Here is a 24,656-nt window from a genome sequence, read left to right on the forward strand (position 1 = left end):
CCGACCGCCCGCGACCGCCCCGCGACTTCCTCTCCGGTGTGCCTCAGCGTTGTCTTGCGCCGTTTCAGGGCACGACCTTGCGTGTTTCGCGTTCGTGAAACTCAGCGGTGCGGTGTTTCACCTGTATTTCGGACGAGCCGAATCCGGTGATCGTTCGCCGTGGGGCGCTCCACGCGCTCCCACCGACCCCGGACGCCGGAACGGCCGGCCACCCCGGATCCCCCACGATCCCGGCGTGACCGGCCGTCCGGCCGCCCAAGCTCCCCCTGCACCGGCCGTCCGGCCGTCCAAGCTCCCCCTGCGCCACCCGTGATCAGGCGGCGGTGGCCATCTTGCGCAGCCGCGCCAGAGCGTCCCGCTCGATCCGGCGGGCGCGGTCGCGGCCGATGCCGTACTTCTCCCCCACCTCGGTCAGCGTGTGCTCGCGGCCGTCCATCAGGCCGTAGCGCCAGCGCAACATCTCCCGGACCTGGCCCTCCAGGCCGGTCAGCCAGTGCTCCAGGCGCTCCCGCTCCAGGACGTCGATCGCCTGCTGCTCGGGGTCGGCCCAGGTCTCGTCGGCGATCATGTCGCCCAGCTCGGTCTCGTCCTCGTCGCCGACGCCGAGCTGGAGGGACACCGGGTCGGAGGCCCAGCGGCGCAGCTCGCGCACCCGCTCGATCGGCAGGTCGAGCACCTCGGCGAGGTCGGCGTCGGTCGGCTCGACGTCGAACTCGGCCAGCATGTCCCTGCGCACCCGCATGAGGCGGGTCATCTGCTCCCCCGCGTGGGTGGGCAGCCGGACCGGGCGCGCCTGCTCGTGGATGGCGCGGCCCACCGACTGGCGGATCCACCAGGTCGCGTAGGTGGAGAACTTGTACCCCCTGCGGTAGTCGAACTTCTCCACCGCGCGCACCAGGCCCAGGTTTCCCTCCTGGACCAGGTCGATCAGCGGCATGCCGCGGCCGGAGTACTTCCGTGCCACCGCCACCACCAGGCGCAGATTCGCCTGGATGAACTCGTCCTTCGCCCGCTGGCCGGAGACGGCCAGCCTCTCCAGCTCTTCGTCCGTGGCGTCGCCGGCGCGCGGCTCCACCAGCGCGCTGTCCAGCAACTGCTCCGCGAAGAGGCCCGCCTCGATCCTCTTGGCGAGCTCGACCTCCTCGGCCGCGGACAGCAGAGGGACCCGCCCGATCTCGGCCAGGTAGGTCCCCAGCAGGTCACGATCCGAGACCTGCTGGTCCTGCGTGCGATTCCCCGTAGGCCTTGCCATCCCGTGGCACCTCGTTCCCGCCGCGCCCCAACGTTCCGCCTTTCCCCGATGAACGAGTCGATCGGGGCAAAGATTCCCTCAAGGGATACGCCCGGAGAATGGTTTTGGATTCCTCCTTACGGAGGATGTCCCGGGCGAAGAAAGCGCGAACTACCCTTGCGGCGCCCGGTGAAACCGATCAGAAGATCCGTTGTCCCGCCTGCCACACCTGGCGTACGAGTGGAACTCCGGGGCGATACGCGAGATGGATATAGGAAGAAGCGTCCAGCATCACGAGGTCGGCCCGCGCCCCCGGCCGGAGCACGCCGACGTCGTCGCGGCGCAGCGCGCGGGCTCCGCCGTAGGTGGCGGCGCGGACCGCCTCCAGTGGCGTCATCCTCATCTCCCGCACGGCGAGCGCGATGCAGAAAGGCATGGAGGAGGTGAAGGACGACCCGGGGTTGCAGTCGGTGGCGAGCGCCACGGTGACGCCCGCGCCGAGCAGCCGGCGCGCGTCCGGGTACGGCGAGCGGGTGGAGAACTCCGCGCCGGGCAGCAGGGTCGCCACCACCCCGCTGGACGCCAGGGCCTCCACGTCGGCGGCGGACAGGTGGGTGCAGTGGTCGGCGGAGGCGGCGCCCAGCTCGCAGGCGACGGCCACGCCCGGCCCCTCGCCGAGCTGGCCCGCGTGCACCCGGGCGCCGAGCCCGGCCGCGATGCCCGCCGACAGGATCTCCCTGGTCTGGTCGCCGTCGAACGCGCCCCGCTCGCAGAAGACGTCGATCCACCTGGCGTGCGGGGCGCAGGCGTCGAGCATCGGCCCGGTGACGAGCCGCACGTAGTCGTCGGGATCGGTGTCCGGCGGCACGACGTGCGCGCCCAGGTACGTCGTCTCCGCGGTGAAGTCGGCGGCGACGCGCAGCGCCCGCCGCTCGTCCTCGACGGTGAGGCCGTACCCGCTCTTGATCTCGACGGTGGTGGTGCCCTGGGCGGCCATCTCGGCGACCAGGACGGCGGTGCGGGCGGTCAGCTCGGCGGCGCCCGCCCCCCTGGTGGCGGCCACGGTGGTGCGGATGCCGCCCGCGGAGTACGGCACGCCGGACATCCTGGCGGCGAACTCCGCGGACCGGTCGCCGGCGAACACCAGGTGGGCGTGGCTGTCCACGAACCCGGGGATGACGCAGCGCCCACCGGCGTCCACCCGCTGGTCGGCGTCCGGGGCCTCACCCGCCGGGCCGATCCAGGCCACGAGCCCGTCCTGGGCGACGAGCGCGGCGTCCGTCAGCTCCTCGGCCTCGGGATCGCCCGTATAGAGGAGTCCGATGCCGTCGAAGAGGACCGAGGTCACGAGATCTCCCGGATCGCCGCCGCCAGCAGGCCGCCCACGTCGCCGAGGCCGTGCCGGCCGTCGGTGACGATCCGGCGCCCGCCGGCCACCACCGAGTGCACGTCGGCCGGGGAGGCGGCGAAGACGACCGCCTCCGCCGCGGTGGCGGGTGTGGCGCCCGCCGTTCGGACCGAGTCGAGCCGCACCGACACCAGATCGGCCCGCGCGCCCGGCAGCAGGACTCCCGCGTCGGGGAAGCCGAGCGAGGCGTGCCCCGCGGCGGTGGCGGCGTCCAGCAGCTCCGCGGCGGTCCAGTGCCCGCGCCGGCCGCTGACCAGCCGCTCGTCCAGCTCGACGGCGCGGGCCTCCTCGAAGAGGTCGATCACCGCGTGGCTGTCGGAGCCGAGCGTGATCGGCGAGCCCGCCTCGAACAGCGGGCGGGCCGGGCCGACGCCGTCGGCCAGGTCGCGTTCGGTGGTGGGGCACATGCACACGTGGGTGCCCGACTGGCCGAGCAGGGCGAGGTCCACGTCGGAGAGGTGGGTGGCGTGCACCGCGGTGGAGCGGGGGCCGAGCGCGCCGCGCTCGGTCAGCAGCTGCACCGGGGTCGCCGCGTACATCTCGACGCAGGCGGCGTTCTCGGCCTGCTGCTCGGAGACGTGCACGTGCAGCGGGGTCGCGTGCCGGTGGGAGAAGTCGGCCACCGTCGGGATCTGCTCGGCGGGCACCGCGCGGACCGAGTGCACGGCGGCGCCCACCGCCACGTCGCCGGCCCCGGCGTAGGCGTCGCGCAGCGCCTCGGCCCGGCCCGCCCACCGCTCGGCGTCCCCGTCGCCGAACCGGGTCTGCACCCCGTCGAGCGGTATGCCGAGCCCGCCCGTCAGGTAGCAGGTGTCGAGCAGCGAGATGCGGATCCCGGCCGCGCGCGCCGCCTCGACGAGGGCGTGGCCCATCGCGTTCTGGTCGCCGTAGGGGACGCCGTCCGGCCCGTGGTGCAGGTAGTGGAACTCGCCCACGCAGGTGATGCCGGCCAGCGCCATCTCGGCGTAGACGGCGCGGGCGAGGGTCAGGTAGGAGTCCGGGTCGAGCGCGGCGGCCACCGCGTACATCCGCTCGCGCCAGGTCCAGAAGCTGCCCTTCTCCGCCTGGGTGACGCCGCGGAGCGCCCGGTGGAAGGCGTGCGAGTGCGCGTTGGCGAGACCGGGCAGGGTGAGCCCGGCCAGCCGTACGGCGTCGCGGGGCGGCTCGGGGACCGCCGGGACGATCTCGGCGAACCGGTCGCCCTCGACCGTGACCAGCACCCCCTGGACGACCTCCCCAGGCGGCAGCCAGGCCAGCTCGCACCAGAAGCTCAGTCGCACAGTTCCTCCAGGACGCGGGCGAGCGCGGCGACCCCCGCGTGGCAGTCGCCGGGCTCGGCGTACTCCTCCGGCGAGTGGGAGATTCCCGTCGGGTTGCGGACGAACACCATCGCACTCGGCACGCCGGCGGAGGCGAGGACGCCCGCGTCGTGCCCGGCGCCGGTGGGCAGCACCGGCACGCCGCCGAGCGCGCCGGCCAGCCGGTCGCGCAGCGCGGCGTCGAAGTCCACCACCGGCGTCCACGACTCGCACTCCACCTCGGCGCCGGCCGCACCGGTCAGCTCGGCGACCAGGGCGCGGACGGCGCTCTCCTCCGGCCCCCTGGCGTCCAGCCAGGCCGAGACGCGGGCGGGGATGGCGTTGGCGCTGCCCGGTTCGACCCGGACCTTGCCCACCGTGGCGACCACGCCGTGCCGCTCGGCCGCCTCCCTGGCCAGCAGGACGGTCCTGGCGAAGGGCAGCATCGGGTCGTCCCGGTCGGCGAGGAGCGTGGTGCCGGCGTGGTCGGCCCTGCCGCGGAAGTCGAACCGCCACCGCCCGTGCGGCCGGATCGCGCTCGCCACGCCGACCGCGGCGTCCTCGTCCACCAGCCCTTTGCCCTGCTCGACGTGCAGCTCGACGAACACCCCCACATGGCGCAGGGTCTCCTCGTCCCGGCCGAGGGCCTGCGGCGAGCGGCCGGCCGCGCGCAGCACGTCGGCCAGTGTGTCGCCCTCGTCGTCGGTCAGGCCGCACGCCCTGGCGGGGTCGAGCACGCCGGTGAGCAGGCGCGACCCGACGCACGGCACGCCGAACCTGGCGCCCTCCTCGTCGGTGAAGCAGGCCACGCCGAGCGGCCGGCCCGGCCGCACGCCGCGCTCGCGGAGCGCGTCGATCGCGGCGAACGCGGACACCACGCCGAGCGGCCCGTCGAAGGCGCCGCCCTGGCGCACCGAGTCGAGGTGGCTGCCGGTGACGACGCCGGGACGGCTGCCGGGGTCGCCCCACCACGCCCACAGGTTGCCGTTGCGGTCCTCGCGGACGGCGAGGTCCCGCAGGCCGGCCTCCTGCCGGAACCACTCGCGAAGCTCCAGGTCGGCGGCCGACCAGGCGTCCCGGGCGTACCCGCCCCGCCGGTCCCTGCCCACGTCGGCCACCGCTCGCCACATCCCGTCGAACCTGCGCATGCACCCCACCCTAGTGAATGGCCCCATTCAACTACACCCGCCTCCCCCTTGACGCGAGTGCTCAAATTTGACTACAAATTTGTACATGACGTCCACACGCATCCTGATCCTGGGCGTCCTGCTCGACGGCCCCCTGCACGGCTACAAGGTGCGGCGGCGGCTGGAACTGTGGGGCGCCGACAGCTGGGCCAGCGTGGCCTACGGCTCGATCTACCACGGGCTGGCCAAGATGGCCGACGAGGGACTGCTGGAGGTCGTCGAAGGCGGGAGGGGCGGCAAGACCGTCTACGCGATCACCGACGACGGGCGGGCGGAGTTCTACCACCGGCTGTTCCGGGCGTGGATGGACATCAGCCCCATCGTCGACCCGTTCCAGGTGGCCATGACCTTCATGGACCGGATGCCGCAGGCCGAACTGCTGCGCGCGATGCAGGCCAGGAGCGAGCAGCTCCGGCTGACGATCTCCATGATGGAGCGTTCGCTCGGCGGCAAGCAGGGCTTCGGCGCGCCCAGGCACATCGACGAGAACCTGAAGCTGATCACCGGCCAGCTTCGAGCCCAGCTCGACTGGCTCGACGAGACCATCCCCAAGGTCAAGGCCGGAGATCTGCCCTGACCGCACAGAGCCGTCCAGTGGAGGAGACAGTCCCTTGATCATCGACGCGCACGGCCTCAGGAAGACGTTCACCACCAGGACCAGGAAGGGCGTCCAGACCGTGGAGGCGGTCAGGGGCATCGACCTGACCGTCGGGAAGGGGGAGATCTTCGGCGTGCTCGGGCCCAACGGCGCCGGCAAGACCACCACCGTCAGGATGCTGGCCACGCTGATCGTCCCGGACGCGGGCGAGGCCACCGTCGCAGGCCACGACCTGCGCAAGGAGCCCGGCGCGGTACGCCGCAGGCTCGGCTACGTCAGCCAGACCGGCGGCGTGGAGGACGGCACCAGCCCGCGCGCCCAGGTCATGCTCGCCGCGCGGCTGCACGGGGTGCCCGACCCGGCCCGCCGTACCCAGGAGGCGCTGGCCGCCTTCGACCTGACCGGCGTGGCCGACCGGCCGGGGCGCACCCTGTCCGGCGGGCAGCGGCGGCGGGTCGCGCTCGCCCTCGGCCTGGTGCACGCCCCCGCGCTGCTCTTCCTCGACGAGCCCACCACCGGCCTGGACCCGCACAACCGGGCCAACCTGTGGGACCGGATCCAGCGGCTGCGCGAGAGCGGCACCGGCGTGCTGCTCACCACGCACTACCTGGAGGAGGCCGACGCGCTGTGCGACCGGCTGATCATCGTGGACCAGGGCGTCGTCGTGGCGGAGGGCACCCCCGCCGAGCTGAAGCGCCGGCTCGCGGGCGACGTGGTCACCCTGCGCGTCGGCGACGCGGCCACCGCGCGGGAGGTGCTGGCGCCGTTCGCCGAGGAGGTGCGGCTCGACGGCGACGCGCTGCGCGCCTACCTCGACGACGGCGAGCACCGGCTGCCCGCGATGCTGCGCGCCCTGGAGGAGCAGAACGTGCCCATCCGGTCGATCTCCCTGGACCGTGCCACGCTCGACGACGTCTTCCTCGCCAAGACCGGCCGCTCACTCCGCGACGCCGCCTGACCTCCGCCACCCCTGGGACGCCCACCACCCCGACGCCCCCTGACACCCCGGCCCCGCCCCCCTTGGACGCCTACCGCCCGACACCCCCTGACGCCCCGCCCCCCGACCCCGACCCCCCTGGACGCCTACCGCCCCCGACGCCCCGACCTCCTGGATGCCTACCGCCCCCGACACCCCCCCACACCCCCCGACGCCCCCTGACGAAGGAGCACCGATGCTCAGGCACACCGCGCTCTTCCTCGCCCACGAACTGCGGATCACCTTCCGCAACCCGGTCTGGCCGCTGTTCGGCGTCTTCCAGCCGGTGCTCTACCTGCTGCTCTTCGCCCCGCTGCTGGCCAACGTCATGCCCGGCGGTTCGACGGCGGACACTCTGCGCGACTTCACGCCCGGCGTGATGGTGATGATCGCGCTGTTCGGCTCGCTGTTCGTCGGCTTCACCATGATCGGCGAGATCCGGGGCGGGGTCCTGGAGCGCCTCGCCGTCAGCCCGGCCAGCCGGCCCGCCATCGTGCTCGGCCGCGTCGCGCGAGACGTCGTCACGCTGGTGGTGCAGTCGCTGCTGATGATCGTGGTGGCCGTGCTGATGGGCATGCGCGCCGACCCGGCCGGCGTACTCGTCCTGCTCGCGCTCATGGCGGTGGTCGGCGTCTTCGCCTCCGGGATCTCGTACGCGATGGCGCTGGCGATCCGGGACGAGAACAGCATGTCGCAGATCCTGCAGTTCTTCGCGATGCCGTTGATCCTGCTCACCGGGATTCTGCTGCCGATGGAGTTCGCGCCGCGCTGGCTGCAGGTCGCGGCGCAGGCCAACCCGCTCTACCACGCGGTCGAGGCGGGCAAGTCGCTCTTCCGGGGCGACTTCGCCGACGGGTCGATCCTCATCGCCTTCGTCTTCACGATCCTGCTCGCCGTACTCGCGCTGAGCTGGTCGGTCTCCTCGATGCGACGGCTGGCCGGCTGACCGGCCACCGGGACGGTCAGCCGGGAGCGGCCGGGGCGGTCAGCCGGAGTGGAAGACGCCGGTCTCCTCGCTCATCCGCTCGAACTCCTCCAGCCGCGCCCGGGTACGCAGCGGCGCCGCGTCGGCCATCGCCTCCACCAGCGTCATGGCCAGGGCGAGCGGCGCCGCGTGCGAGTCGAAGACGAGGCGGTCGCCGACCGGCGCGTCCAGCACCACATCAGCGGGGAACGGCACCTGCGGCCGGTCGGTGATCACCGCGATCCGCAGGCCCAGCCGCTCGGCGTACTCCAGCGCCCGCACGGCCTCGGCCGGATAGCGCGGCAGCACCACGGCGAGCAGCCACTCGGCACCGGCCCGCTGGGCGGCGTGCAGCCCGTCGGCCAACTCGGTCCCGCCATGGGTGAGCAGCCGGACGTCGGGGTGGATGCGCCGCGCGTAGTAACCGAAGATCGTGGCCAGCCCCTCGGAAACCCGCAGCCCGAGAACGGGCAGCGGCTGCGACACCGCCAGCGCACCCCCCAGCTCAACAATCCGCGCTCCAAGCCCCGACTCCCCGCCCAAGGCCCCGTCCCTCGCCGGTCCGCCCCTCGCCAGTCCGTCCTTCGCTAGGCCGTCCTTCGCCGGTCCGCCCCACGCTGATCCGTCCATCGCGGCGCCGTCCATCGCGGCCCCGCCGATCGCGGCCCCGCCTGCAGCCGCCCGGTCCGCAGCCGCTCGGTCCGCACCGGCCAGCCGCTCCCGGACCGAGGCGAGGTTGCGCAGTTCGTCGTCGATCGCCTCGGCGAACCGCGGCGCCCCTTCCGCCGGCGCGTACGGCTCCGCCGGCTCCGCGCCGCCGAGCACCAGCGGGCGCAGGGCCTGGCGCAGCTCGGGATAACCGGCGAACCCGAGGCCCATCGCGAACCTGGTGACCGAGGGCTGGCTGACCCCCGCCCGGTCCGCAAGCTCCACACTCGACAGGAAAATGGCCTCGGTCAGGTGCTCCGCCAGGTAGTGGGCGATCCGCCGCTGGACGGGCGACAGCCGCCTGCCTTCAAAAAGCCGCTCGAGTCCGTCCCCCACGTCCGCGTCCAACACCTCCGGCCTCGTCGTCCATTCCGCTACTCACCTGAGAGTTTCCCGGCAAACCGACCATGAGCCCGGCTCGCCTCTCGCATCCGGCCCCGGCTCGTCTCTCGCATCGGACCCCGACTCCCCGCTGGCGGCAGCGACCTCGGCCGCCCGTTCGTATCCCACGCCGACGCGCCTGATCACGCCCATCCCCGGGTCACCACATCGCCTCAACGCACCCTCCCCGAAGCCCAATGAATAACCCCATTCAAGTCTGATCCCCCTCCCTTCCCCGGTCAACACCTCCCCCACCACGGCAGCCACCGGCCGGTTGTGGCGGTCGTTGTGGCGGTGGTCGTCGCTGTGGTCGTCGCGGTATGTGGCTGGTCGCCGTTGCCGGGCGCCGGGCCGCGCCGTACACCTCCTCGCCGCCGCGGCGCCTTGGTTTCCCGGAGTAGGTTCCAGCCTCCTATGAACGGCCGGAGGGGAAGGAACTCCCCCAGAAGATCCATGTGGGGAGGAACTCCTCGAAGCAGCACATAGAGAGGAACTCGCCACAGCAGCCCGTAGGGAGAAACTCCTTAGAACGGTCCGCACGAAGAAACCTGTCGGAACGGCCAGCCCATACAAAGGACCTGTCGGAACGGCCCGTCCAAACCGCAACCACTCACCCGCACAACCGGGAGACCCCGGAGGCACACCAAGGCGCCGCGTCGGAGAGGAGAGGTACGGCGCGGCCCGGCGCCCCAGAAACAGCGCCCAGCCACCACGACGACCGTGGCATGGCCCTTTGAAGGGTCCCTCTGACATGAGAACAGTTGATCTACGGCCCACCCCGAACGACAGGGTAGACCGCCACGGAGGCCGATCAAGGTGCGGCGGCTGAGAGGGAGGTGCGGTGGCGAAGAAGGAGGCGCGGTGGTGAAGAGGGAGATGTGGTGCGGCCCGGCGCCCAGCAAGCCGTCCTATCGCGAGAGCGCATGGCAACCCGTCCCACCGTGAAGCACCCAGCGAGCCGTCCCACGGCGAAGGCGGTCGGCGGGCCGTCCCAGCGTGAAGGCGGTCCGGCGGGCCGTCCCACCGTGAGGCGGGCCGTACCGGGGCGCGGACGGTGGAGAGGAAGGGGGCGGGTTGGGGGCATCTCCGATGGGGCTCACCGGAGACGCCCCTCATAGTCGTGATCCCGGGCGCACGCCCCGGGAACCGACCCCCCTTTTGTTTGCGAAGGAGAGGCTTCGCAGTACGCGGGGTTCCCGGTTTACCGCAGTGCCAACCACCCTTACCGGCCTGCGCCCGTCATCCTTTATGCCGATCGCACCCCCTACTTAGTAATGATTTTTGCGAGCGAAGGAACACGTCCGGGTTTCTTGGCCGTTTGCCGGTTCGTGGATGACGAGACCTCTCCCCCGAAGCCGCGAAAAGGTTCCTGGCGGTTGTTGCTCGTGCACATCAGGCCGCAGAAGTGGAAACTCGTGGGCGGCGGGGTGCTCGGATTCGCCGGGGGCCTGGCGGGGCTGGCCGAGCCGCTGGTGGCGAGGTCGGTCATCGACGCCTTCGGATCGGGCGCCTCGCTGACCGGGCCGATCGTGACGCTGGCGGTGCTGGTGCTGCTGGGGGCGACGATCTCGGCGGCGGGGAGCTACGTGCTGGAGCGCACGGCGGAGACCATCGTGCTGAGCGCGCGGCTGAGCCTGGTCGGGCGGATGCTGCGGCTGCGGGTGCCGGATGTCGACCGGCTCAAACCGGGCGACCTCATCTCCCGGGTGACCGCGGACACGACGCTGCTGCGCGCGGTGTGCACCAGCGGCCTGGCCAACGCCGTCTCGGCGGTGTTCATCCTGATCGGCTGTGTCGTGCTGATGGGGGTCATGGACGCGGTGCTGCTCGCGGTGACGGTGGGGGTGCTCGCCGTGGTGGGGGCGCTGCTGCTCTTCGTCATGCCGCGCATCGGCCGGGCCACCACCCAGGCGCAGGAGGCGCTGGGCGAGATGGGCGCGGCGCTGGACCGTTCGCTGCAGGCGTTCCGCACGGTGAAGGCGTCGGGCGCGGAGCAGCGGGAGACCGACGCGGTGCGCGGCGCCGCCCACCGCGCGTGGCGGCGCGGGGTGACCGTGGCGGCCTGGGGTTCGATCGCGGGGACGGCCACCTGGGTGGGCGTGCAGCTCTCCTTCCTCGCCGTACTCGGGGTAGGCGGCGTGCGGGTGGCGGACGGGACGCTGGAGATCTCGTCGCTGATCGCGTTCCTGCTCTACCTCTTCTACCTGACCGGCCCGATCGCGACGCTGGTCGAGGGCGCCACCCAGCTCCAGACCGGCCTGGCCGCGGTGACCCGGCTGCGCGAGATCGAGGATCTCGACGCCGAGCAGGTGGCCGGGGAGCCGGTGCGGGGCGACGCGACGCCGGCCGGGATCGTGCTGGACGACATCCGGTTCGACTACGGCGGCGGGCGTGTCCCGGCGCTGGACGGCGTGTCCTTCGAGGTGCCCGCGGGCGGCATGACGGCGCTGGTCGGCCCTTCCGGCGCGGGCAAGTCCACGGTCTTCGCCCTGCTCGAACGGTTCTACGAGCCCGCCTCGGGGTCGATCAGGCTGGACGGCAGGGAGCTGTCGGAGCTGACCCTGCCGGAGTTGCGCGGCGCGTTCGGCTACGTCGAGCAGGACGCCCCGGTGCTCGCGGGCAGCCTGCGGGAGAACCTCACCTTCGGCGCGCCCGGCGCCACCGACGACGAGATCGCCGACGTGCTGGCCCGTACCCGGCTCGCCGATCTGGTGGAGCGGCTGCCGGAGGGCCTGGAGACGCCGGTGGGCCACCGGGGCCAGATGCTCTCCGGCGGCGAGCGGCAGCGGGTCGCGATCGCCAGGGCGCTGCTGCGCCGTCCCCGGCTGCTGCTGCTCGACGAGGCGACCTCCCAGCTCGACGCGGTGAACGAGCTGCGCCTGCGCGACGTGATCAACGAGGTGGCCGGGACCACGACCGTGCTGGTGATCGCCCACCGGCTGTCCACGGTGACCAGCGCCGAGCGGATCGTCGTCCTGGAGGCGGGCCGGGTGCGCGCCGTCGGCACCCACGCCGACCTGGTGCTGAACGACGACCTCTACCGTGAGCTGGCCACCACCCAGCTCGTCGCGGGCGGGAAGGCACTCGCGCCCCGGTAAGCGGTCAGGTAGGGGGTCAGGGGGGCGGTCAGGTGGGGGGTCAGTCCACTTCGGGGAGGTCGAAGTCCTCGCCGTCGAGGTCGCCGTCGTCGCTGCGCCGCAGTTTGATGTCCTCGGCCCAGGCGTGGGCGAACCCGCGGATCCGCCGGACGCCCTCGTCGTCCAGCCCGTAGGCGGCGAACGCCTCGTCGGCGAGGAGGTCGACGGTCTCCAGCCGGTCCACGAGATCCTGGAGCCGGAAGTCCTCCTCGTGCAGGGCTCCCAGGCGCTCCAGGTCGCGGTGGCCGTACAGGTCGGAGACGGCGGCGACGTCGATGAAGTCGCGCGGCATGCCCCTGCCGTGCAGGGCGCGGACCTTCATCCCCACGGCGTCGTCGAGGCCGATCACCGGGCACAGCTCCATCAGCATGGGCTGGTCCTGGAGCGCCTCCCTGAGCAGGTCGATCTCGCACGCCTGGCCGGTGACCTCGTCGGTGACGACGAGGCGCCCCTGCCGCGGGGTGGTCTCCAGCAGCGCGACCGTGAAGCCGAGGCGGCGGAACTCCGCCGCGACGTCCGAGGCGACCTCGGGCAGCGGTGTCTCGGCGGCGGTGGCGAAGTCGAGGTCCTGGCTGGGCCGGTCGGTGATGCCGTGCGCCCGCATGGCGTAGCCGCCGGCGAGCCACAGGCCGTGCCGCTCGCAGACGGTACGGCCGGCCGCAAGGAGGCGGAGGTGGAAGGGCGGCAGCTCCAGCCGGGACGACACGGTCAGCCCGCCTCCCCGGCGAGCACGGTGAAGCGGACCTCCCACGCCTCGCGCAGCCGCCGCGCCACCAGCCGGCGCAGCCTGGGCCAGTCGGCGAGCACGTGGTCGGCGCAGACGTAGGTCTCGACATCCTGCCGGCGACCTTCGGTGAGCACCACGTGGTACATGGACAGGCGCAGCCGGGGGTCGTCGAGGTCGAAGACGCGCAGGCCGGACCAGGCCAGGCGCAGCGGCAGCTCGACGGTCCCGGTCGCGGGGCCGCGCAGGTCGGCCAGCGAGTCGGGGACCTTCTCGGCCACCGCGTCCCAGCGGGACGGCAGCGGTCGCACGGCGGCGGTCACCCCACCAGTATCGCCCGGCCGGGCTGTTGACGCGGCTCCCCCGGGGGCCTTACGTTTGCCATATTCGGGAAAGCGCTTTCCAAAGGGGTGGGGATGACGACGAAGACCCTGGGTGTCGTGATGAACGGCGTCACCGGGCGGATGGGATACCGGCAGCATCTCCTGCGGTCGGTCCTGGCCATCAACGAGCAGGGCGGGGTGTCCCTGGCCGGCGGCGACCGGGTGCTGCTCGACCCGGTGCTGGTCGGCCGGAGCGAGGCCAAGCTCGCCGACCTCGCCGCCAGGCACGGCATCGCGAAGTGGACCACCGACCTCGACGCCGCGCTCGCCGACCCGGCGGCCTCCGTCTACTTCGACTCCCAGGTCACCTCCGCCCGGGTGCCCGCCGTGCTCAAGGCCCTGGAGGCGGGCAGGCACGTCTACGTGGAGAAGCCCACGGCCGAGACGCTGGAGGACGCCGAGGCGCTGGCCGCCCGCGCGGCCGCGTCGGGCCTCAAGCACGGCGTCGTGCAGGACAAGCTCTTCCTCCCCGGCCTGCGCAAGCTGAAGCGGCTCATCGACGGCGGCTTCTTCGGCCGGATCCTGTCGGTGCGCGGCGAGTTCGGCTACTGGGTGTTCGAGGGCGACTGGCAGCCGGCCCAGCGGCCGTCGTGGAACTACCGCAGCGAGGACGGCGGCGGCATCGTGCTGGACATGTTCCCGCACTGGGCCTACGTCCTGGAGAACCTCTTCGGCCGGGTCGAGTCGGTGATCGCCAAGGCCGTCACCCACGTCCCGGTGCGCTGGGACGAGAACGGCCGGGAGTACAAGGCCACCGCCGACGACGCCGCGTACGGCATCTTCGAGCTGGAGGGCGGGATCATCGCGCAGATCAACTCCTCCTGGGACGTCCGGGTGAACCGCGACGAGCTCGTGGAGTTCCAGGTGGACGGCACCGAGGGCAGCGCGGTCGCCGGGCTGCGCCGATGCCGGGTCCAGCACCGCTCGGCCACCCCCAAGCCGGTCTGGAACCCCGACCTGCCCGCCACGCACAGCTTCCGCGAGCAGTGGCAGGAGGTGCCCGACAACGAGGAGTTCGACAACGGGTTCAAGGTGCAGTGGGAGATGTTCGTCCGGCACGTGATGGAGGACGCGCCGTTCCCCTACGACCTGGCCTCGGGCGCACGCGGGGTGCAGCTCGCCCAGCTCGGCCTGCTCTCCTCCGCGCAGGGCCGCCGGATCGAGGTGCCGCGGCCGTGACGACGATCCTGCTGCCCACGGCCGGCGGCCGGCTGGAGCCGTACGCCCTCCGCGAGCCGGTGTCCTGGCGCAGGCCGGACGGCGCGGCCGCGAGCCGGATCGCCTACGCCGCCGCGCACGTGGTCGCCGACCCGTTCGGCGACAACACGCCGGGCCGCCCGGCCGCCGTCGACTGGGACGCCACCCTGCGGTTCCGCCGCCACCTGTGGTCGCACGGCCTGCGGGTGGCGGACGCGATGGACACCGCGCAGCGCAACATGGGGCTGGACTGGGCGGCGACCGCCGAGCTGATCCGGCGCAGCGCGGCGGAGGCCAAGGACTTCGGCGACCCGGCCGAGCTGCTCGCCTGCGGCGCGGGCACCGACCAGGCCCCGGGCGCCGGCACCCTGGACGAGGTGGCCGCCGCCTACGAGGAGCAGTTCGCGGTGGTGGAGGAGACGGGCGCGCGGGTCATCATGATGGCCAGCCGCGCCCTGGCCTCCCTCGCCCGCGGCCCGGAGGACTACCACCGGGTGTACGGCAGGCTGCTCGGCCAGACCCGGCGGCCGGTGATCCTGCACTGGCTCGGCGAGATGTTCGATCCCCAGCTGGCCGGCTACTGGGGTTCCGCGGACGTCGAGGAGGCCACCGAGTCCTTCCTCGCCCTCATCCGCGACCATCCGGGCAAGGTGGACGGGGTGAAGGTGTCGCTGCTCGACGCCGGGCACGAGGTCCGGCTGCGGGCCGCGCTGCCCGGCGGCGTCAAGCTCTACACCGGCGACGACTTCAACTATCCGGAGCTGATCAGGAGCGGCAGCCACGCGCTGCTCGGCATCTTCGACGCGATCGCCCCGGCCGCCGCCACCGCGCTGGCCGCGCTGGACGACGGGGACCTCGCCGCCTACGACGCGGTGCTGGCCCCGACGGTGCCGTTGTCCCGGCACCTCTTCCAGACCCCGACCTACCACTACAAGACGGGCATCGTCTTCCTCGCCTGGCTCGCCGGCCACCAGGACGCCTTCGTCATGGTGAACGCGGCCCAGAGCGCCCGGTCGATCCCGCACCTGGCCAAGGCGTTCCGGCTCGCCGACCGGGCCGGGCTGCTCCCCGACCCGGATCTCGCGGTCGCGCGGATGCGGGCGCTGCTCGCCACGGCGGGGGTGGACCGGTGAACCGGCTCTCCCTCAACCAGTGGACCACCAGGAACTGGAGCCTGCCCGAGGCGATCGACGGCTGCGTGCGGCACGGGATCGAGGCCATCGGGATCTGGCGCGAGCCGCTGCACGAGTGCGGGCTCGACGCGGCGGTCAAGCTGGTCGCCGGCAGCGGCCTGCGGGTCTCCTCCCTGTGCCGGGGCGGCTTCCTGACCGGCGGCGAGCCGCTGGACGACAACCGGCGGGCCATCGACGAGGCCGCCGCACTCGGCGCGCCCTGCCTGGTCATGGTGGTCGGCGGCCTGCCCGGGGTGCCGCCGGGCCTGCCGCCCTCCCCCGGCTTCTCCCGCTCCCTGCCCGGGGCCAGGGAGCGGGTGGCCGAGGCCCTCGCCGAGCTCGCCCCCTACGCGGGTGAGCGGGGCGTGCGGCTGGCGCTGGAGCCGCTGCACCCGATGTACTGCGCGGACCGGGCGGTGATCTCCACCCTGGGACAGGCGCTCGACCTGGCCCTGGCGCATCCGGCCGAGCAGGTCGGGGTGGTGGTGGACACCTTCCACGTGTGGTGGGACCCGCAGGTCTTCGAGCAGATCGCGCGGGCGGGCGACCGCATCGCGTCCTACCAGGTGTGCGACTGGCTCCAGCCGCTGCCCGCCGAGGTGCTGCTCGGCCGCGGCATGATGGGCGACGGCGTGATCGACTTCCGCCCGCTGACCGAGGCCGTCGAGGCGGCGGGTTACACCGGGGACGTCGAGGTGGAGATCTTCAACGCCGAGGTCTGGGCCACCGATCCGGACGAGGTGCTCGCCACCATGAAGGCGCGTTATCGCTCGGAGGTGCTCGGTTAGCCTCTCTTGGACGGCGGCTTCCCCGGGGGGCGCGGCTACGGCTGGCCGTCCAGGGAGCGCACCAGGGTCTCCAGCTCGCGCATGAGCTGCTCGGTGCGGTCCGCGCCGAAGGTGGCGTGGATGGCCCGGTGGTGCTCGGCGATCCCGGCCTCCAGGCGGCCGAGCAGGTCGCTGCCCCGGGTGGCCAGGAAGACCGCCACCTTGCGGCGGTCGGCCGGGTCGTGCCCCCGGTAGACCAGGGCGCGGTCCACCAGCCGGTCCACCGCCTTGGTCAGCGTGGGGTGCGGCATCAGCGCCGCCTCGGCGAGGTCGCCCATGGAGTGCCCCCGGCCGTCGGCGAGCGCCTGGAGGATCCGCCACTGGTCGACGTTGACGTCCTCCGCGGCGAGCGCCGCCGAGAGCCCCCGGTTGACGCTGCGCTCCGCGCGGGTCAACAGATAAGCGAGAGAAGAGCCGAGACCCGTCGTCACCACCGCTGGGTTCCCTTCAGTCCGCGCGTGCTCAAGGAGGATACTCTTACACGTGGCCGAACCCGTCACGGTGGTCATCGACCCCTTCGAGGCACACCTGGTAGAGACCGACACGCTCCGTGTCGGCCTGGTGGTGCCCGTGTCCGGCGTGCTGGGCCTGCTCGGGCCGTGCGCCATCAACTGCGCGCTGCTCGCCGCCTCGGAGGTCAACGCCGCGGGCGGGGTGCTGGGCCGGCGGATCGAGCTGGTCCTGGTCGACGGCGGCCGGTCCCCCGCGGAGGTGGGCCGCGAGGTGTCCGGGCTGGTCGCCGCGGGCGCCGTGCAGGCCGTCGTGGGCACGCACGCCAGCGACGTGCGGGTGACCGTCGAGCGGGCGCTCCGCGGCGCCGCGCCGTTCGTCTACACGCCGCCGTACGAGGGCGGGGCCCGCGCCCGGGGTGTCTACTACCTCGGCGAGCCGGCGTCCCGGCAGGTCGGCCCGGGGCTCGACTGGCTGCTGGACCACCGCAGGGCCAGGCGGTGGTTCCTCGTGGGCAACGACTACGTCTGGCCCCGGCTGGTGCACGCCTCCGCCCGCGCCCACCTGCGGGCCCGGTCGGCGACGGTGGTGGGCGAGCGGTTCGTCCCCTCCGGCACCTCCGACATGGCGCCGCTGATCGAGGAGCTGGCCGCCGTCAGGCCGGACGCGGTGCTGGTCAACCTCATCGGCAGCGACCTGGTCGCGTTCAACCGGGCGTTCACCGCGAGCGGGCTCGCCTTCCCCCGGCTGTGCGGGGCGCTGGAGGAGCACGGCCTGCTCGCCACCGGCGGCGACGTCACCGGCGAGCTGTACGCGGCGATGGGTTACTTCAGCAGCGTCGCCACCGACGCGAGCCTCAGCCTGGGCGGGCGCTACACCCGGATGTTCGGCCCGGACGCGCCGCTGCTGAACGGGCACGGCCACGGCTGTTACGAGGGCGTACTGATGCTGGCCGCGCTGGCCCGGCGGGCGGGGTCGCTCAGCGTGCCCGCGGTCGAGGCGGTCGCCGACGGCACCGCCATCGTCAGCGGCCGGGGACGGGTCGTGCTGGCCGACCGGCACGTCCGCCAGCGGGTGTACGTGGGCCGGGCGGACGGCCTGGACTTCGACGTCGTGACGTCCGTTTGATGCGGCCACGTAAAACTTTGCCGCTAAACCTTTTCGTTTTCAAGGATTTGCCCCTATCGTACGGCTCTGCAACAGCGTGTGTTCTAGGAGCCGCACATGACCTCCTCCGAGACGTCCTCATCGTCTTCACCCCCAGCAGGCGTCGAGAGCTTCGGCTACAAGCAGGAGCTACGACGCGCGCTGACCTTCACCGACCTGCTGATCTACGGCCTGATCTTCATGGTGCCGATCGCGCCGTTCGGCATCTTCGGCAGCGTCTTCGAGGCGTCCGGCGGGATGGTCGCGCTCGCGTATCTCATCGGCATGATCGCGATGGCGTTCACCGCGCTGTCGTACGCGCAGATGGCGCGGGCGTTCCCGATGGCCGGATCGGTCTACACCTACGCGGGACGCGGCATCGCCGCCCCGGTGGGCTTCCTCGCCGGCTGGGTCATCCTGCTCGACTACGTGCTCGTGCCCTCCCTGCTCTACCTGGTGGCCGGCGCCGCCATGGCGTCGTTCGTGCCGGCGGTGCCGATCTGGGGCTGGGTGATCGCCTTCATCGTGCTGAACACCGCGGTCAACTACTTCGGCATCTCGATGACCGCACTCATGAACAAGGTCATGCTGGTCTTCGAGCTGGTCGTGCTGGCGATCTTCCTGATCATCGGCGCGGTCGCGCTCGCCCAGGGCAAGGGGCACGGGAACTTCTTCAGCCCGCTCTTCGACTCCTCCACCTTCACCTGGCCGCTGGTGTTCGGCGCGGTCTCGGTGGCGGTGCTGTCCTTCCTCGGCTTCGACGGCATCTCGATGCTGGCCGAGGAGAGCCGCGAGGACACCAGGCGGCTCGGCCGTTCCATGGTGCTGGCGCTCGCGCTGGCCGGCGTGCTGTTCATCGTGCAGACCTGGGTCGCCGCGCTGCTCGCCCCGGACCGGACCGGCCTGCTCAACAACGGCGACCCGGCGGGCACGGCGTTCTATGACATCGCGGAGTTCGCCGGCGGGCACTGGCTCAGCGTGCTCACCGCCGTAACCACCGCGGTGGCCTGGGGCTTCGCCAACTCCCTGGTAGCCCAGGCGGCCACCTCGCGGCTGCTGTTCGCGATGGCCCGCGACCGGCAGCTCCCCGCCTTCCTCAGCCGCGTGCACCCCAGGCACAAGGTTCCGGTCAACGCGACCTTCCTCGTCGCCGCCGTCTCCCTCGTCTTCGGCGTGTACATGAGCACCCGCAGCGACGGGATCACGCTGCTGACCACCCTGGTGAACTTCGGCGCGATGACCGCCTTCCTCGCGCTGCACGTGTCGGTGGTCGTGCACTACGTCGTGCGCAACCGCAGCCGCGACTGGTGGCGGCACCTCATCGCCCCGGTCATCGGCTTCCTGATCCTGCTCTACGTCGTGATCAACGCCAGCATCGCCGCCCAGGTGCTCGGCTTCGTCTGGCTGCTGATCGGCGTGATCGTCCTCGTCGGCTCCTACATGATGGGCCGCCGTCCCACCCTGTCCGCGATCAAGGAGTACTCCGAGTGAACATCGTCTCCTACCGTCCCTCTCCCGAGGAGCTGTCCTTCACCTTCGGCGGGCGTCCCGCCGTGGGAAGCGTCAAGCCGGGGACGATCATGGAGCTGTTCACCGAGGACTGCTTCGGCGGGCGGGTGCGCGGGGTGCGGGACCTGCCCTCCCAGGTGTGCGAGTTCCCCTACCTGAACCCGGTCACCGGTCCCTTCCACGTGGAGGGGGCGGAGCCCGGGGACACCCTCGCGCTGCACTTCGTCTCCATCGAGCCCGCCCGCGACTGGGCGGTCTCCACGACGTTCCCGCACTTCGGGGCGCTCACCGGCACCCACACCACCGCCACCCTCCAGCCGCCGCTGGAGGAGGTCGTGTGGCTGTACGAGGTGGACGCGGAGCGCCGGGTGGTCCGCTACCGGGCGCGGCGCGGGGACTTCACGGTCGAGATGCCGCTGGACCCGATGCACGGCACGGTGGGCGTGGCGCCGGGCGCGTCCGAGGCCCGGATGACGATCACGCCCGACGCGCACGGCGGCAACATGGACACTCCCGAGCTGCGTGCCGGGGTGACCGTCTACCTCGGCGTCAACGTGGCGGGCGGCCTGTTCTCCATCGGCGACGGGCACTGCCGGCAGGGGCACGGCGAGGTGTGCGGCACGGCCGTGGAGGCGGCCATGAACACCGTCGTCGCGGTCGAGCTGATCAAGGGCGTGGGCACGCCGTGGCCGCGTCTCGAAGACGACGGGCACCTGATGTCCACCGGTTCGGCCCGGCCGCTGGAGGACGCCTACCGGATCAGCCAGCACGACCTGGTGACCTGGACGGCGTCGCTGACCGGGCTGGACGAGCTGGACGCCTACCAGCTCGTCAGCCAGGGCGGCGAGGCCCCGGTGGGCAACGTGTGCGACACGAACTACACCATGGTCGCCAAGTTGCCCAAGGCGTACCTCGGCGCCGGGGCCCCGGAGGTCTACGAGTCGGCGCACGGGCGGCTGCGGGCCTTGGGCGCGCAGTACCTGTCCTCCCGCTGACGCCGGACAGCCGGGTCAGGTCAGGGCGCGGGTGCTCTCCCTGAGCACGACCCGCGCCCTGGCCGCCTCGGCGCCCGCGGGGTCGGCGCCGAGGGCGAGCTCGACGGCCCGCGTGCCCATCTCGGCCAGCGGCAGGCGGACCGTCGTCAGCGCGGGGGTGAGGTCGCGCAGGGTGGGGATGTCGTCGAAGCCGGCGACCGAGATCCGGCCCGGCACGTCCACCCCGGCCCCGCGCAGCGCGGCGAGCGCGCCCACCGCCATCACGTCGTTGACGGCGAAGACGCAGGTCACCTCCGTGCCGTGGGCGGCGAGCAGTTCGCGGGCCGCGGCGTGCCCGCCGTCCCGGTCGAACGGGCCGGGGATCAGCACGGGCGCGGGCAGGCCGAGCGAGGCCAGCCCCTCGGCGAACCCGGCGGTCCTGTCGGCGGCGGTGAGCAGGCCGGGCGGGCCGGTGAGCACGGCGAACCGGGTGTGGCCGAGCCTGGCGAGCGCTTCGGCCAGTTCCCGGGACCCGGCGTGGTTGTCCGGTACGACGGTGTCCACGCCGAGCAGGTCCTGCCCGATGAGCGCGGCCCTGCCGCCGGTGCCCTGGAAGCGGTCGATCTCGGCGCGCAGCCGCGCGGTCACCTCCGGGTCGGCGCTCCGGCTGCCGGCCAGCACGATCGCCCGGACCCGCTGGGCGCGGAGGGTGGCGACGTAGCCGATCTCCGCCTCCGGGTCGCGGAACGTGGTGCCGACCATGACGGACAGCCCGTGCCGCCCGGCCGCGCGCACGACGGCGTTGGCGACCTCGGCGAAGTAGGGGTCGGACAGGTCGTGCACGACCAGGCCGAGGATGTCGCTCGCGCTGCGGGCGAGGGCCTGCGCGGCGCGGTTGGTGGTGTATCCCAGCTCGGCGGCGGCCTGCTCGACCCGGTCCCGCAGCGCCCGGCCGACCTGCCGGGTGCTGCCGTTGAGCACCCGGGATGCCGTGGCCAGCGATACGCCCGCCTGCCGGGCGACATCCTCCAGGGTGGCGTCGCGCGGCATGCCGTGCTCCCGTTCGTCGAAGGGACGGTGTCAGGGACGAGGGTAATCGCCGGAAAACGCTTTCCGTATCCGATTCTGCCACATCAGAGGCGTTTCCCCCGCCGCGGAGAAGGCAGGTCGTGACGCCCCGAGACGAACTCCTGGACGCTGATCTTGGCACGGATGACCGGGTGCCGCCAGCGCTGTTCCCGGTACAGCGCGCGGGCCATCTTGCCCGGCCGGGGACGCGGCGCGTCCGGGCCGAAGAACCAGCGGGCCCACGGCGAGCCCGGCCGGGCCAGCCGCACCGCGCCGACGACGAGCAGGCCGGGGACGAACAGTCCCACCAGGCCGGTCCAGATCTTGCCCTTGAGCAGGGTGACCACGGCGAGGACCAGGTTGCCCACGAGGACGGCTGGAGCGATCCACGGCCCGGGGCGCACGCCGTCGGGCACCTCCCAGCCGAGCGGACGCAGGCCGAGCACGAGCAGCCCGGTGACCGCGACCGCCACGAACACCGCGTCCACCGACGCGCGTCCCTCCTCCGACCAGTAGACGTCACGCAGGTGCAGGATGAGCGCGAACTCGTCGAGCACCAGGGCCGCGCCCACGCCCAGGATGGAGGCGGTCACCGCGTACCAGCCCTCGGAGATGCCGGAGACGACCAGCCCGGACACGCCGCCGAAGAGCATCAGCACCACGCCGAACACCACGTGGTGGATGTGCACCTCGCCGACGTTGACGTTCTTGAACCACCAGGACACGTCGGCCCGGATCAGCCGGACGTTGATCCGGGTGAAGACGAAGGTCGCGATCAATGCGACGAAGAAACAGAAAAGTGGCAACCTGCCGGCGTCGAGGATCCGCTGAGCGAACCATTCCCCCATGTTCCCGTCCGATTCCGTCCTGGTTGGTCGGCCTCTGTGAGCGTCGGTCGGCCTCTGTGAGCGCCGGCCTCTCTAAGCAAGGAAGCCGCGCAGCAGTGCCGCCGTCCCCTCCAGGTGCTCGGCCACGGCCCGGCGCGCCGCCTCCGCGTCGCCGGCCAGGATCGCGGCCACGATGGCGTCGTGCTGGACGGCGGCGTGCGCGATGTTGACGTCGAGGACCGGGATCGCGTTGAGCAGGTCGGTGACGCGCATCCGGGCGTCGGCGCTCGCGGCCACCAGCAGCGGCGAGCCGGTCAGCTCGGCGATGGCCAGGTGGAAGGCGGTGTCCATGCGGCGGTAGTCGGCGGGGTTCGCGGTGTTGACCGCGCGCAGCCGCCGGCGCAGGGTGGCGCTCTGCTCGGGGCGGAGCTCCGCGCAGGCCAGCGCCTGCGCCGAGCCGACCTCGATCGCCATCCGGTAGACGAGCGCGTCGGCGAGCTCGCCCGGGGCCATGTGGGAGACGAGCCTGCGCAGATCCCCCATCGTCGGCGGCGGGGGCCGGTAGGTGACGAAGGCTCCGCCGTACCTGCCCCTGCGGACGTCGAGGTAGCCGGCGTCCTGCAGGGCGCGGATCGCCTCGCGCAGGGTGACCCGGCTGATGCCGAGCCGGGTGGCGAGGTCTCGCTCCGGCGGCAGCTTCTCCCCGTGCCCCACGACTCCGAGCTTGATCGCCTGTAGGAGCCGCTCCACGGTCTCCTCGAAGGCGTTACCCGAGCGGACCGGGCGGAAGGCGACGTCGAGGCCGTTCTCCGTCATGCTTCCCCCTCCCCCGGGTCGCCCGAAGCAGCCCTGACCTCCGCCCGGCGGTGAACGGCCGGCAACTCCAGCCTAGTCAGCGATCAGGCGAGTTCGGCCTCGGAAGCGTCTCGGTCCGGGACGGAGAACACGGGGTGAGACGTGATCGACGTCGGCGCGGCGGAAGGGCCCGGCGAGGAGGAGTGCCGCGGCATCCGGGTAAATCTTTCCGCACAAACGCCCGGACCTGCGTGAACCGTTGACAAGCGGCTTCTCACAGTGCTTGCATGCGTGGCATTGGTCTGGTTTCAGACTTTTGGTGGAAGGAGCGGACGTGACTCCTCGCGGCATGCTGACCCCGGAGCAGCTGACAGCCGGTGTGGAGAGCGGTGAGTTCGACACCGTCCTGCTCGCCGTCACCGACATGCAGGGACGCCTCCAGGGCAAGCGGCTGTCGGCCCGCTACTTCCTGGAGGAGGTGCTCGAACACGCGGCCGAGGGCTGCGACTACCTCCTCGCGGTGGACGTGGACATGAACACCGTCGAGGGCTACGCGATGTCCTCCTGGGAGCGCGGGTACGGCGACTTCGTCATGCGGCCCGACCTCGCCACCCTGCGCCGGGTGCCCTGGCAGGAGGGCACCGCCATGGTCGTCGCCGACCTCGTCTGGGAGGACGGCACGGATGTCACCCCCTCCCCGCGGCAGATCCTGCGCCGCCAGCTCGACCGCCTGCGCGAGCGGGGCCTGCTCGCCTACGTCGGGACCGAGCTGGAGTTCGTCCTCTACGACGACAGCTACGAGGACGCCTGGCGCCGCGGCTACCGCGACCTGACCCCGGCCAACCAGTACAACGTGGACTACTCCCTCCTCGGCACCGCCCGCGTCGAACCGCTGCTGCGCAGGATCCGGCTCGGCATGGAGGGCGCGGGCATGTACGTCGAGTCCGCCAAGGGCGAGTGCAACCTGGGCCAGCACGAGATCGCCTTCCGCTACACCGAGGCGCTGGCCACCTGCGACAACCACTCGATCTACAAGAACGGCGCCAAGGAGATCGCCGCCCAGGAGGGCAGGTCGATCACCTTCATGGCCAAGCCGAACGCGCGCGAGGGCAACTCGTGCCACATCCACATCTCGCTGCGCACCCCCGGGGGCGAGCCGGTGATGGCCGGGGACGAGGAGCACGGGCTGTCCGAGCTGGGACGGCGGTTCATCGCCGGCCAGCTCGCCTGCCTGCGCGAGTTCACCCTCTGCTACGCCCCGAACATCAACTCCTACAAGCGGTACGTGCCGGGCAGCTTCGCCCCCACCGCCGTCCGGTGGGGGGTGGACAACCGCACGTGCGCGCTGCGCCTGGTCGGGCACGGCTCGTCGCTGCGGGTGGAGAACCGGGTGCCGGGCGGGGACGTCAACCCCTACCTGGCCGTGTCCGCGCTGATCGCGGCCGGCCTGCACGGCATCGACAACGAGCTGGAGCTCCCGGAGGCGTGCGCGGGCAACGCCTACACCTCCGGGGCCGAGACGGTCCCGCACACGCTGCGCGACGCGCTGGCGCTGTGGGAGGGCTCGCCGGCGGCCAAGGCGGCCTTCGGCGACGAGGTCGTCGAGCACTACGCGCACAGCGCCCGGGTCGAGCTCGCCGCCTTCGACTCGGCGGTCACCGACTGGGAGCTGTTCCGCGGCTTCGAACGGATGTAG

The 24,656-nt window shown here is 72.4% G+C and carries 22 protein-coding genes; 11 read left to right on the plus strand and 11 right to left on the minus strand.

Annotated features, from left to right (window positions below):
- Nucleotides 1-313: 313 nt before the first annotated feature.
- The 4 genes from QSK26_RS00415 to QSK26_RS00430 all read right to left on the minus strand — a co-directional run bounded on the left by QSK26_RS00415 (nt 314) and on the right by QSK26_RS00430 (nt 5,085).
- Nucleotides 314-1,252, minus strand: coding sequence for a sigma-70 family RNA polymerase sigma factor (locus tag QSK26_RS00415; protein ID WP_285772882.1), 939 nt, complete (start codon nt 1,250-1,252; stop codon nt 314-316).
- Nucleotides 1,253-1,430: 178 nt separating this feature from the next.
- Nucleotides 1,431-2,579: an imidazolonepropionase gene (gene hutI / locus QSK26_RS00420; protein ID WP_285772883.1), complete on the minus strand. Its 1,149-nt coding sequence runs from the start codon at nt 2,577-2,579 to the stop codon at nt 1,431-1,433.
- The gene (locus tag QSK26_RS00425; RefSeq protein ID WP_502888662.1) at nt 2,576-3,913 is read right to left on the minus strand and encodes a formimidoylglutamate deiminase; all 1,338 of its coding nucleotides are present in this window, start codon (nt 3,911-3,913) and stop codon (nt 2,576-2,578) included. Before QSK26_RS00425 ends, hutI begins: the two co-directional genes overlap by 4 nt.
- A complete protein-coding gene (locus tag QSK26_RS00430) occupies nt 3,910-5,085 on the minus strand; it encodes an allantoate amidohydrolase (RefSeq protein WP_285772885.1) in 1,176 nt (391 codons plus the stop codon). Before QSK26_RS00430 ends, QSK26_RS00425 begins: the two co-directional genes overlap by 4 nt.
- Nucleotides 5,086-5,170: 85 nt before the next feature.
- Between QSK26_RS00430 and QSK26_RS00435 the strand changes: the two genes are divergently transcribed.
- The 3 genes from QSK26_RS00435 to QSK26_RS00445 all read left to right on the plus strand — a co-directional run bounded on the left by QSK26_RS00435 (nt 5,171) and on the right by QSK26_RS00445 (nt 7,644).
- Nucleotides 5,171-5,701: a PadR family transcriptional regulator gene (locus QSK26_RS00435; protein ID WP_285772886.1), complete on the plus strand. Its 531-nt coding sequence runs from the start codon at nt 5,171-5,173 to the stop codon at nt 5,699-5,701.
- Nucleotides 5,702-5,735: 34 nt separating this feature from the next.
- The gene (locus tag QSK26_RS00440; RefSeq protein ID WP_285772887.1) at nt 5,736-6,680 is read left to right on the plus strand and encodes an ATP-binding cassette domain-containing protein; all 945 of its coding nucleotides are present in this window, start codon (nt 5,736-5,738) and stop codon (nt 6,678-6,680) included.
- Nucleotides 6,681-6,894: 214 nt separating this feature from the next.
- Nucleotides 6,895-7,644 (plus strand): ABC transporter permease, encoded by a 750-nt coding sequence (locus QSK26_RS00445; RefSeq protein ID WP_285772888.1) that lies wholly within the window; start codon nt 6,895-6,897, stop codon nt 7,642-7,644.
- A 39-nt stretch (nt 7,645-7,683) separates the two neighbouring features.
- Here the strand turns inward: QSK26_RS00445 and QSK26_RS00450 are convergent, their stop codons facing one another.
- Nucleotides 7,684-8,706, minus strand: a complete 1,023-nt coding sequence (locus QSK26_RS00450) for a MurR/RpiR family transcriptional regulator (RefSeq protein WP_285772889.1) — start codon at nt 8,704-8,706, stop codon at nt 7,684-7,686.
- Between the two features lie 1,430 nt (nt 8,707-10,136).
- Here QSK26_RS00450 and QSK26_RS00455 point away from each other — a divergent pair.
- Nucleotides 10,137-11,849 (plus strand): ABC transporter ATP-binding protein, encoded by a 1,713-nt coding sequence (locus tag QSK26_RS00455; RefSeq protein WP_285773513.1) that lies wholly within the window; start codon nt 10,137-10,139, stop codon nt 11,847-11,849.
- Nucleotides 11,850-11,889: 40 nt separating this feature from the next.
- On the opposite strand, the gene QSK26_RS00460 is transcribed toward QSK26_RS00455, so the two are convergent.
- A complete protein-coding gene (locus QSK26_RS00460; protein ID WP_285772890.1) occupies nt 11,890-12,594 on the minus strand; it encodes a nucleotidyl transferase AbiEii/AbiGii toxin family protein in 705 nt (234 codons plus the stop codon).
- A 2-nt stretch (nt 12,595-12,596) separates the two neighbouring features.
- Nucleotides 12,597-12,935: a hypothetical protein gene (locus tag QSK26_RS00465; RefSeq protein WP_285772891.1), complete on the minus strand. Its 339-nt coding sequence runs from the start codon at nt 12,933-12,935 to the stop codon at nt 12,597-12,599.
- 93 nt (nt 12,936-13,028) lie between these two features.
- Here QSK26_RS00465 and QSK26_RS00470 point away from each other — a divergent pair, with 93 nt between their 5' ends.
- Genes QSK26_RS00470 through QSK26_RS00480 form a run of 3 tightly spaced genes read left to right on the plus strand, consistent with a single transcriptional unit; the run spans nt 13,029 to nt 16,152 of the window.
- Nucleotides 13,029-14,174, plus strand: coding sequence for a Gfo/Idh/MocA family protein (locus tag QSK26_RS00470; protein WP_285772892.1), 1,146 nt, complete (start codon nt 13,029-13,031; stop codon nt 14,172-14,174).
- Nucleotides 14,171-15,325, plus strand: a complete 1,155-nt coding sequence (locus QSK26_RS00475; RefSeq protein ID WP_285772893.1) for a dihydrodipicolinate synthase family protein — start codon at nt 14,171-14,173, stop codon at nt 15,323-15,325. The genes QSK26_RS00470 and QSK26_RS00475 overlap by 4 nt, the downstream gene beginning before the upstream one ends.
- Nucleotides 15,322-16,152 (plus strand): sugar phosphate isomerase/epimerase family protein, encoded by an 831-nt coding sequence (locus tag QSK26_RS00480; RefSeq protein ID WP_285772894.1) that lies wholly within the window; start codon nt 15,322-15,324, stop codon nt 16,150-16,152. The genes QSK26_RS00475 and QSK26_RS00480 overlap by 4 nt, the downstream gene beginning before the upstream one ends.
- A 35-nt stretch (nt 16,153-16,187) precedes the next feature.
- Here QSK26_RS00480 and QSK26_RS00485 read toward each other — a convergent pair whose 3' ends face one another.
- Nucleotides 16,188-16,586: a MarR family winged helix-turn-helix transcriptional regulator gene (locus QSK26_RS00485; RefSeq protein ID WP_285772895.1), complete on the minus strand. Its 399-nt coding sequence runs from the start codon at nt 16,584-16,586 to the stop codon at nt 16,188-16,190.
- A gap of 88 nt (nt 16,587-16,674) precedes the next feature.
- On the opposite strand from QSK26_RS00485, the gene QSK26_RS00490 reads away from it, so the two are divergent.
- The 3 genes from QSK26_RS00490 (at nt 16,675) to QSK26_RS00500 (ending at nt 20,291) form a co-directional block, all read left to right on the plus strand.
- On the plus strand, nt 16,675-17,769 hold the full coding sequence (locus QSK26_RS00490) for a substrate-binding domain-containing protein (RefSeq protein WP_285772896.1): 1,095 nt from the start codon (nt 16,675-16,677) through the stop codon (nt 17,767-17,769).
- Nucleotides 17,770-17,865: 96 nt separating this feature from the next.
- Entirely contained in the window at nt 17,866-19,278 is a 1,413-nt protein-coding gene (locus QSK26_RS00495) for an APC family permease (RefSeq protein WP_285772897.1), read from the plus strand.
- Nucleotides 19,275-20,291 carry an acetamidase/formamidase family protein gene (locus QSK26_RS00500; RefSeq protein WP_285772898.1) on the plus strand — a complete coding sequence of 339 codons (1,017 nt, stop codon included), beginning with the start codon at nt 19,275-19,277 and terminating at the stop codon, nt 20,289-20,291. Before QSK26_RS00495 ends, QSK26_RS00500 begins: the two co-directional genes overlap by 4 nt.
- Before the next feature lie 15 nt (nt 20,292-20,306).
- Here the strand turns inward: QSK26_RS00500 and QSK26_RS00505 are convergent, their stop codons facing one another.
- The 3 genes from QSK26_RS00505 to QSK26_RS00515 form a co-directional block, all read right to left on the minus strand.
- Entirely contained in the window at nt 20,307-21,320 is a 1,014-nt protein-coding gene (locus QSK26_RS00505) for a LacI family DNA-binding transcriptional regulator (protein ID WP_285772899.1), read from the minus strand.
- Between the two features lie 83 nt (nt 21,321-21,403).
- Nucleotides 21,404-22,186, minus strand: a complete 783-nt coding sequence (locus QSK26_RS00510; protein ID WP_285772900.1) for a hypothetical protein — start codon at nt 22,184-22,186, stop codon at nt 21,404-21,406.
- Nucleotides 22,187-22,258: 72 nt separating this feature from the next.
- Nucleotides 22,259-22,981 (minus strand): FadR/GntR family transcriptional regulator, encoded by a 723-nt coding sequence (locus tag QSK26_RS00515; protein WP_285772901.1) that lies wholly within the window; start codon nt 22,979-22,981, stop codon nt 22,259-22,261.
- Nucleotides 22,982-23,309: 328 nt separating this feature from the next.
- Here QSK26_RS00515 and QSK26_RS00520 point away from each other — a divergent pair, with 328 nt between their 5' ends.
- Nucleotides 23,310-24,656: a glutamine synthetase family protein gene (locus QSK26_RS00520; protein WP_285773514.1), complete on the plus strand. Its 1,347-nt coding sequence runs from the start codon at nt 23,310-23,312 to the stop codon at nt 24,654-24,656.

This window comes from Microtetraspora sp. NBRC 13810, assembly GCF_030268685.1.
Lineage (GTDB): Bacteria > Actinomycetota > Actinomycetes > Streptosporangiales > Streptosporangiaceae > BSRQ01.

What these genes read in the sequence shown, in the direction of transcription:
- QSK26_RS00415 (WP_285772882.1), bottom strand. Translation starts at nt 1,252, where the DNA reads ATGGCAAGGCCTACGGGGAATCGCACGCAGGACCAGCAGGTCTCGGAT.
- QSK26_RS00430 (WP_285772885.1), bottom strand. Translation starts at nt 5,085, where the DNA reads ATGCGCAGGTTCGACGGGATGTGGCGAGCGGTGGCCGACGTGGGCAGG.
- QSK26_RS00435 (WP_285772886.1), top strand. Translation starts at nt 5,171, where the DNA reads ATGACGTCCACACGCATCCTGATCCTGGGCGTCCTGCTCGACGGCCCC.
- QSK26_RS00445 (WP_285772888.1), top strand. Translation starts at nt 6,895, where the DNA reads ATGCTCAGGCACACCGCGCTCTTCCTCGCCCACGAACTGCGGATCACC.
- QSK26_RS00470 (WP_285772892.1), top strand. Translation starts at nt 13,029, where the DNA reads ATGACGACGAAGACCCTGGGTGTCGTGATGAACGGCGTCACCGGGCGG.
- QSK26_RS00495 (WP_285772897.1), top strand. Translation starts at nt 17,866, where the DNA reads ATGACCTCCTCCGAGACGTCCTCATCGTCTTCACCCCCAGCAGGCGTC.
- QSK26_RS00505 (WP_285772899.1), bottom strand. Translation starts at nt 21,320, where the DNA reads ATGCCGCGCGACGCCACCCTGGAGGATGTCGCCCGGCAGGCGGGCGTA.
- QSK26_RS00510 (WP_285772900.1), bottom strand. Translation starts at nt 22,186, where the DNA reads ATGGGGGAATGGTTCGCTCAGCGGATCCTCGACGCCGGCAGGTTGCCA.
- QSK26_RS00515 (WP_285772901.1), bottom strand. Translation starts at nt 22,981, where the DNA reads ATGACGGAGAACGGCCTCGACGTCGCCTTCCGCCCGGTCCGCTCGGGT.
- QSK26_RS00520 (WP_285773514.1), top strand. Translation starts at nt 23,310, where the DNA reads ATGCTGACCCCGGAGCAGCTGACAGCCGGTGTGGAGAGCGGTGAGTTC.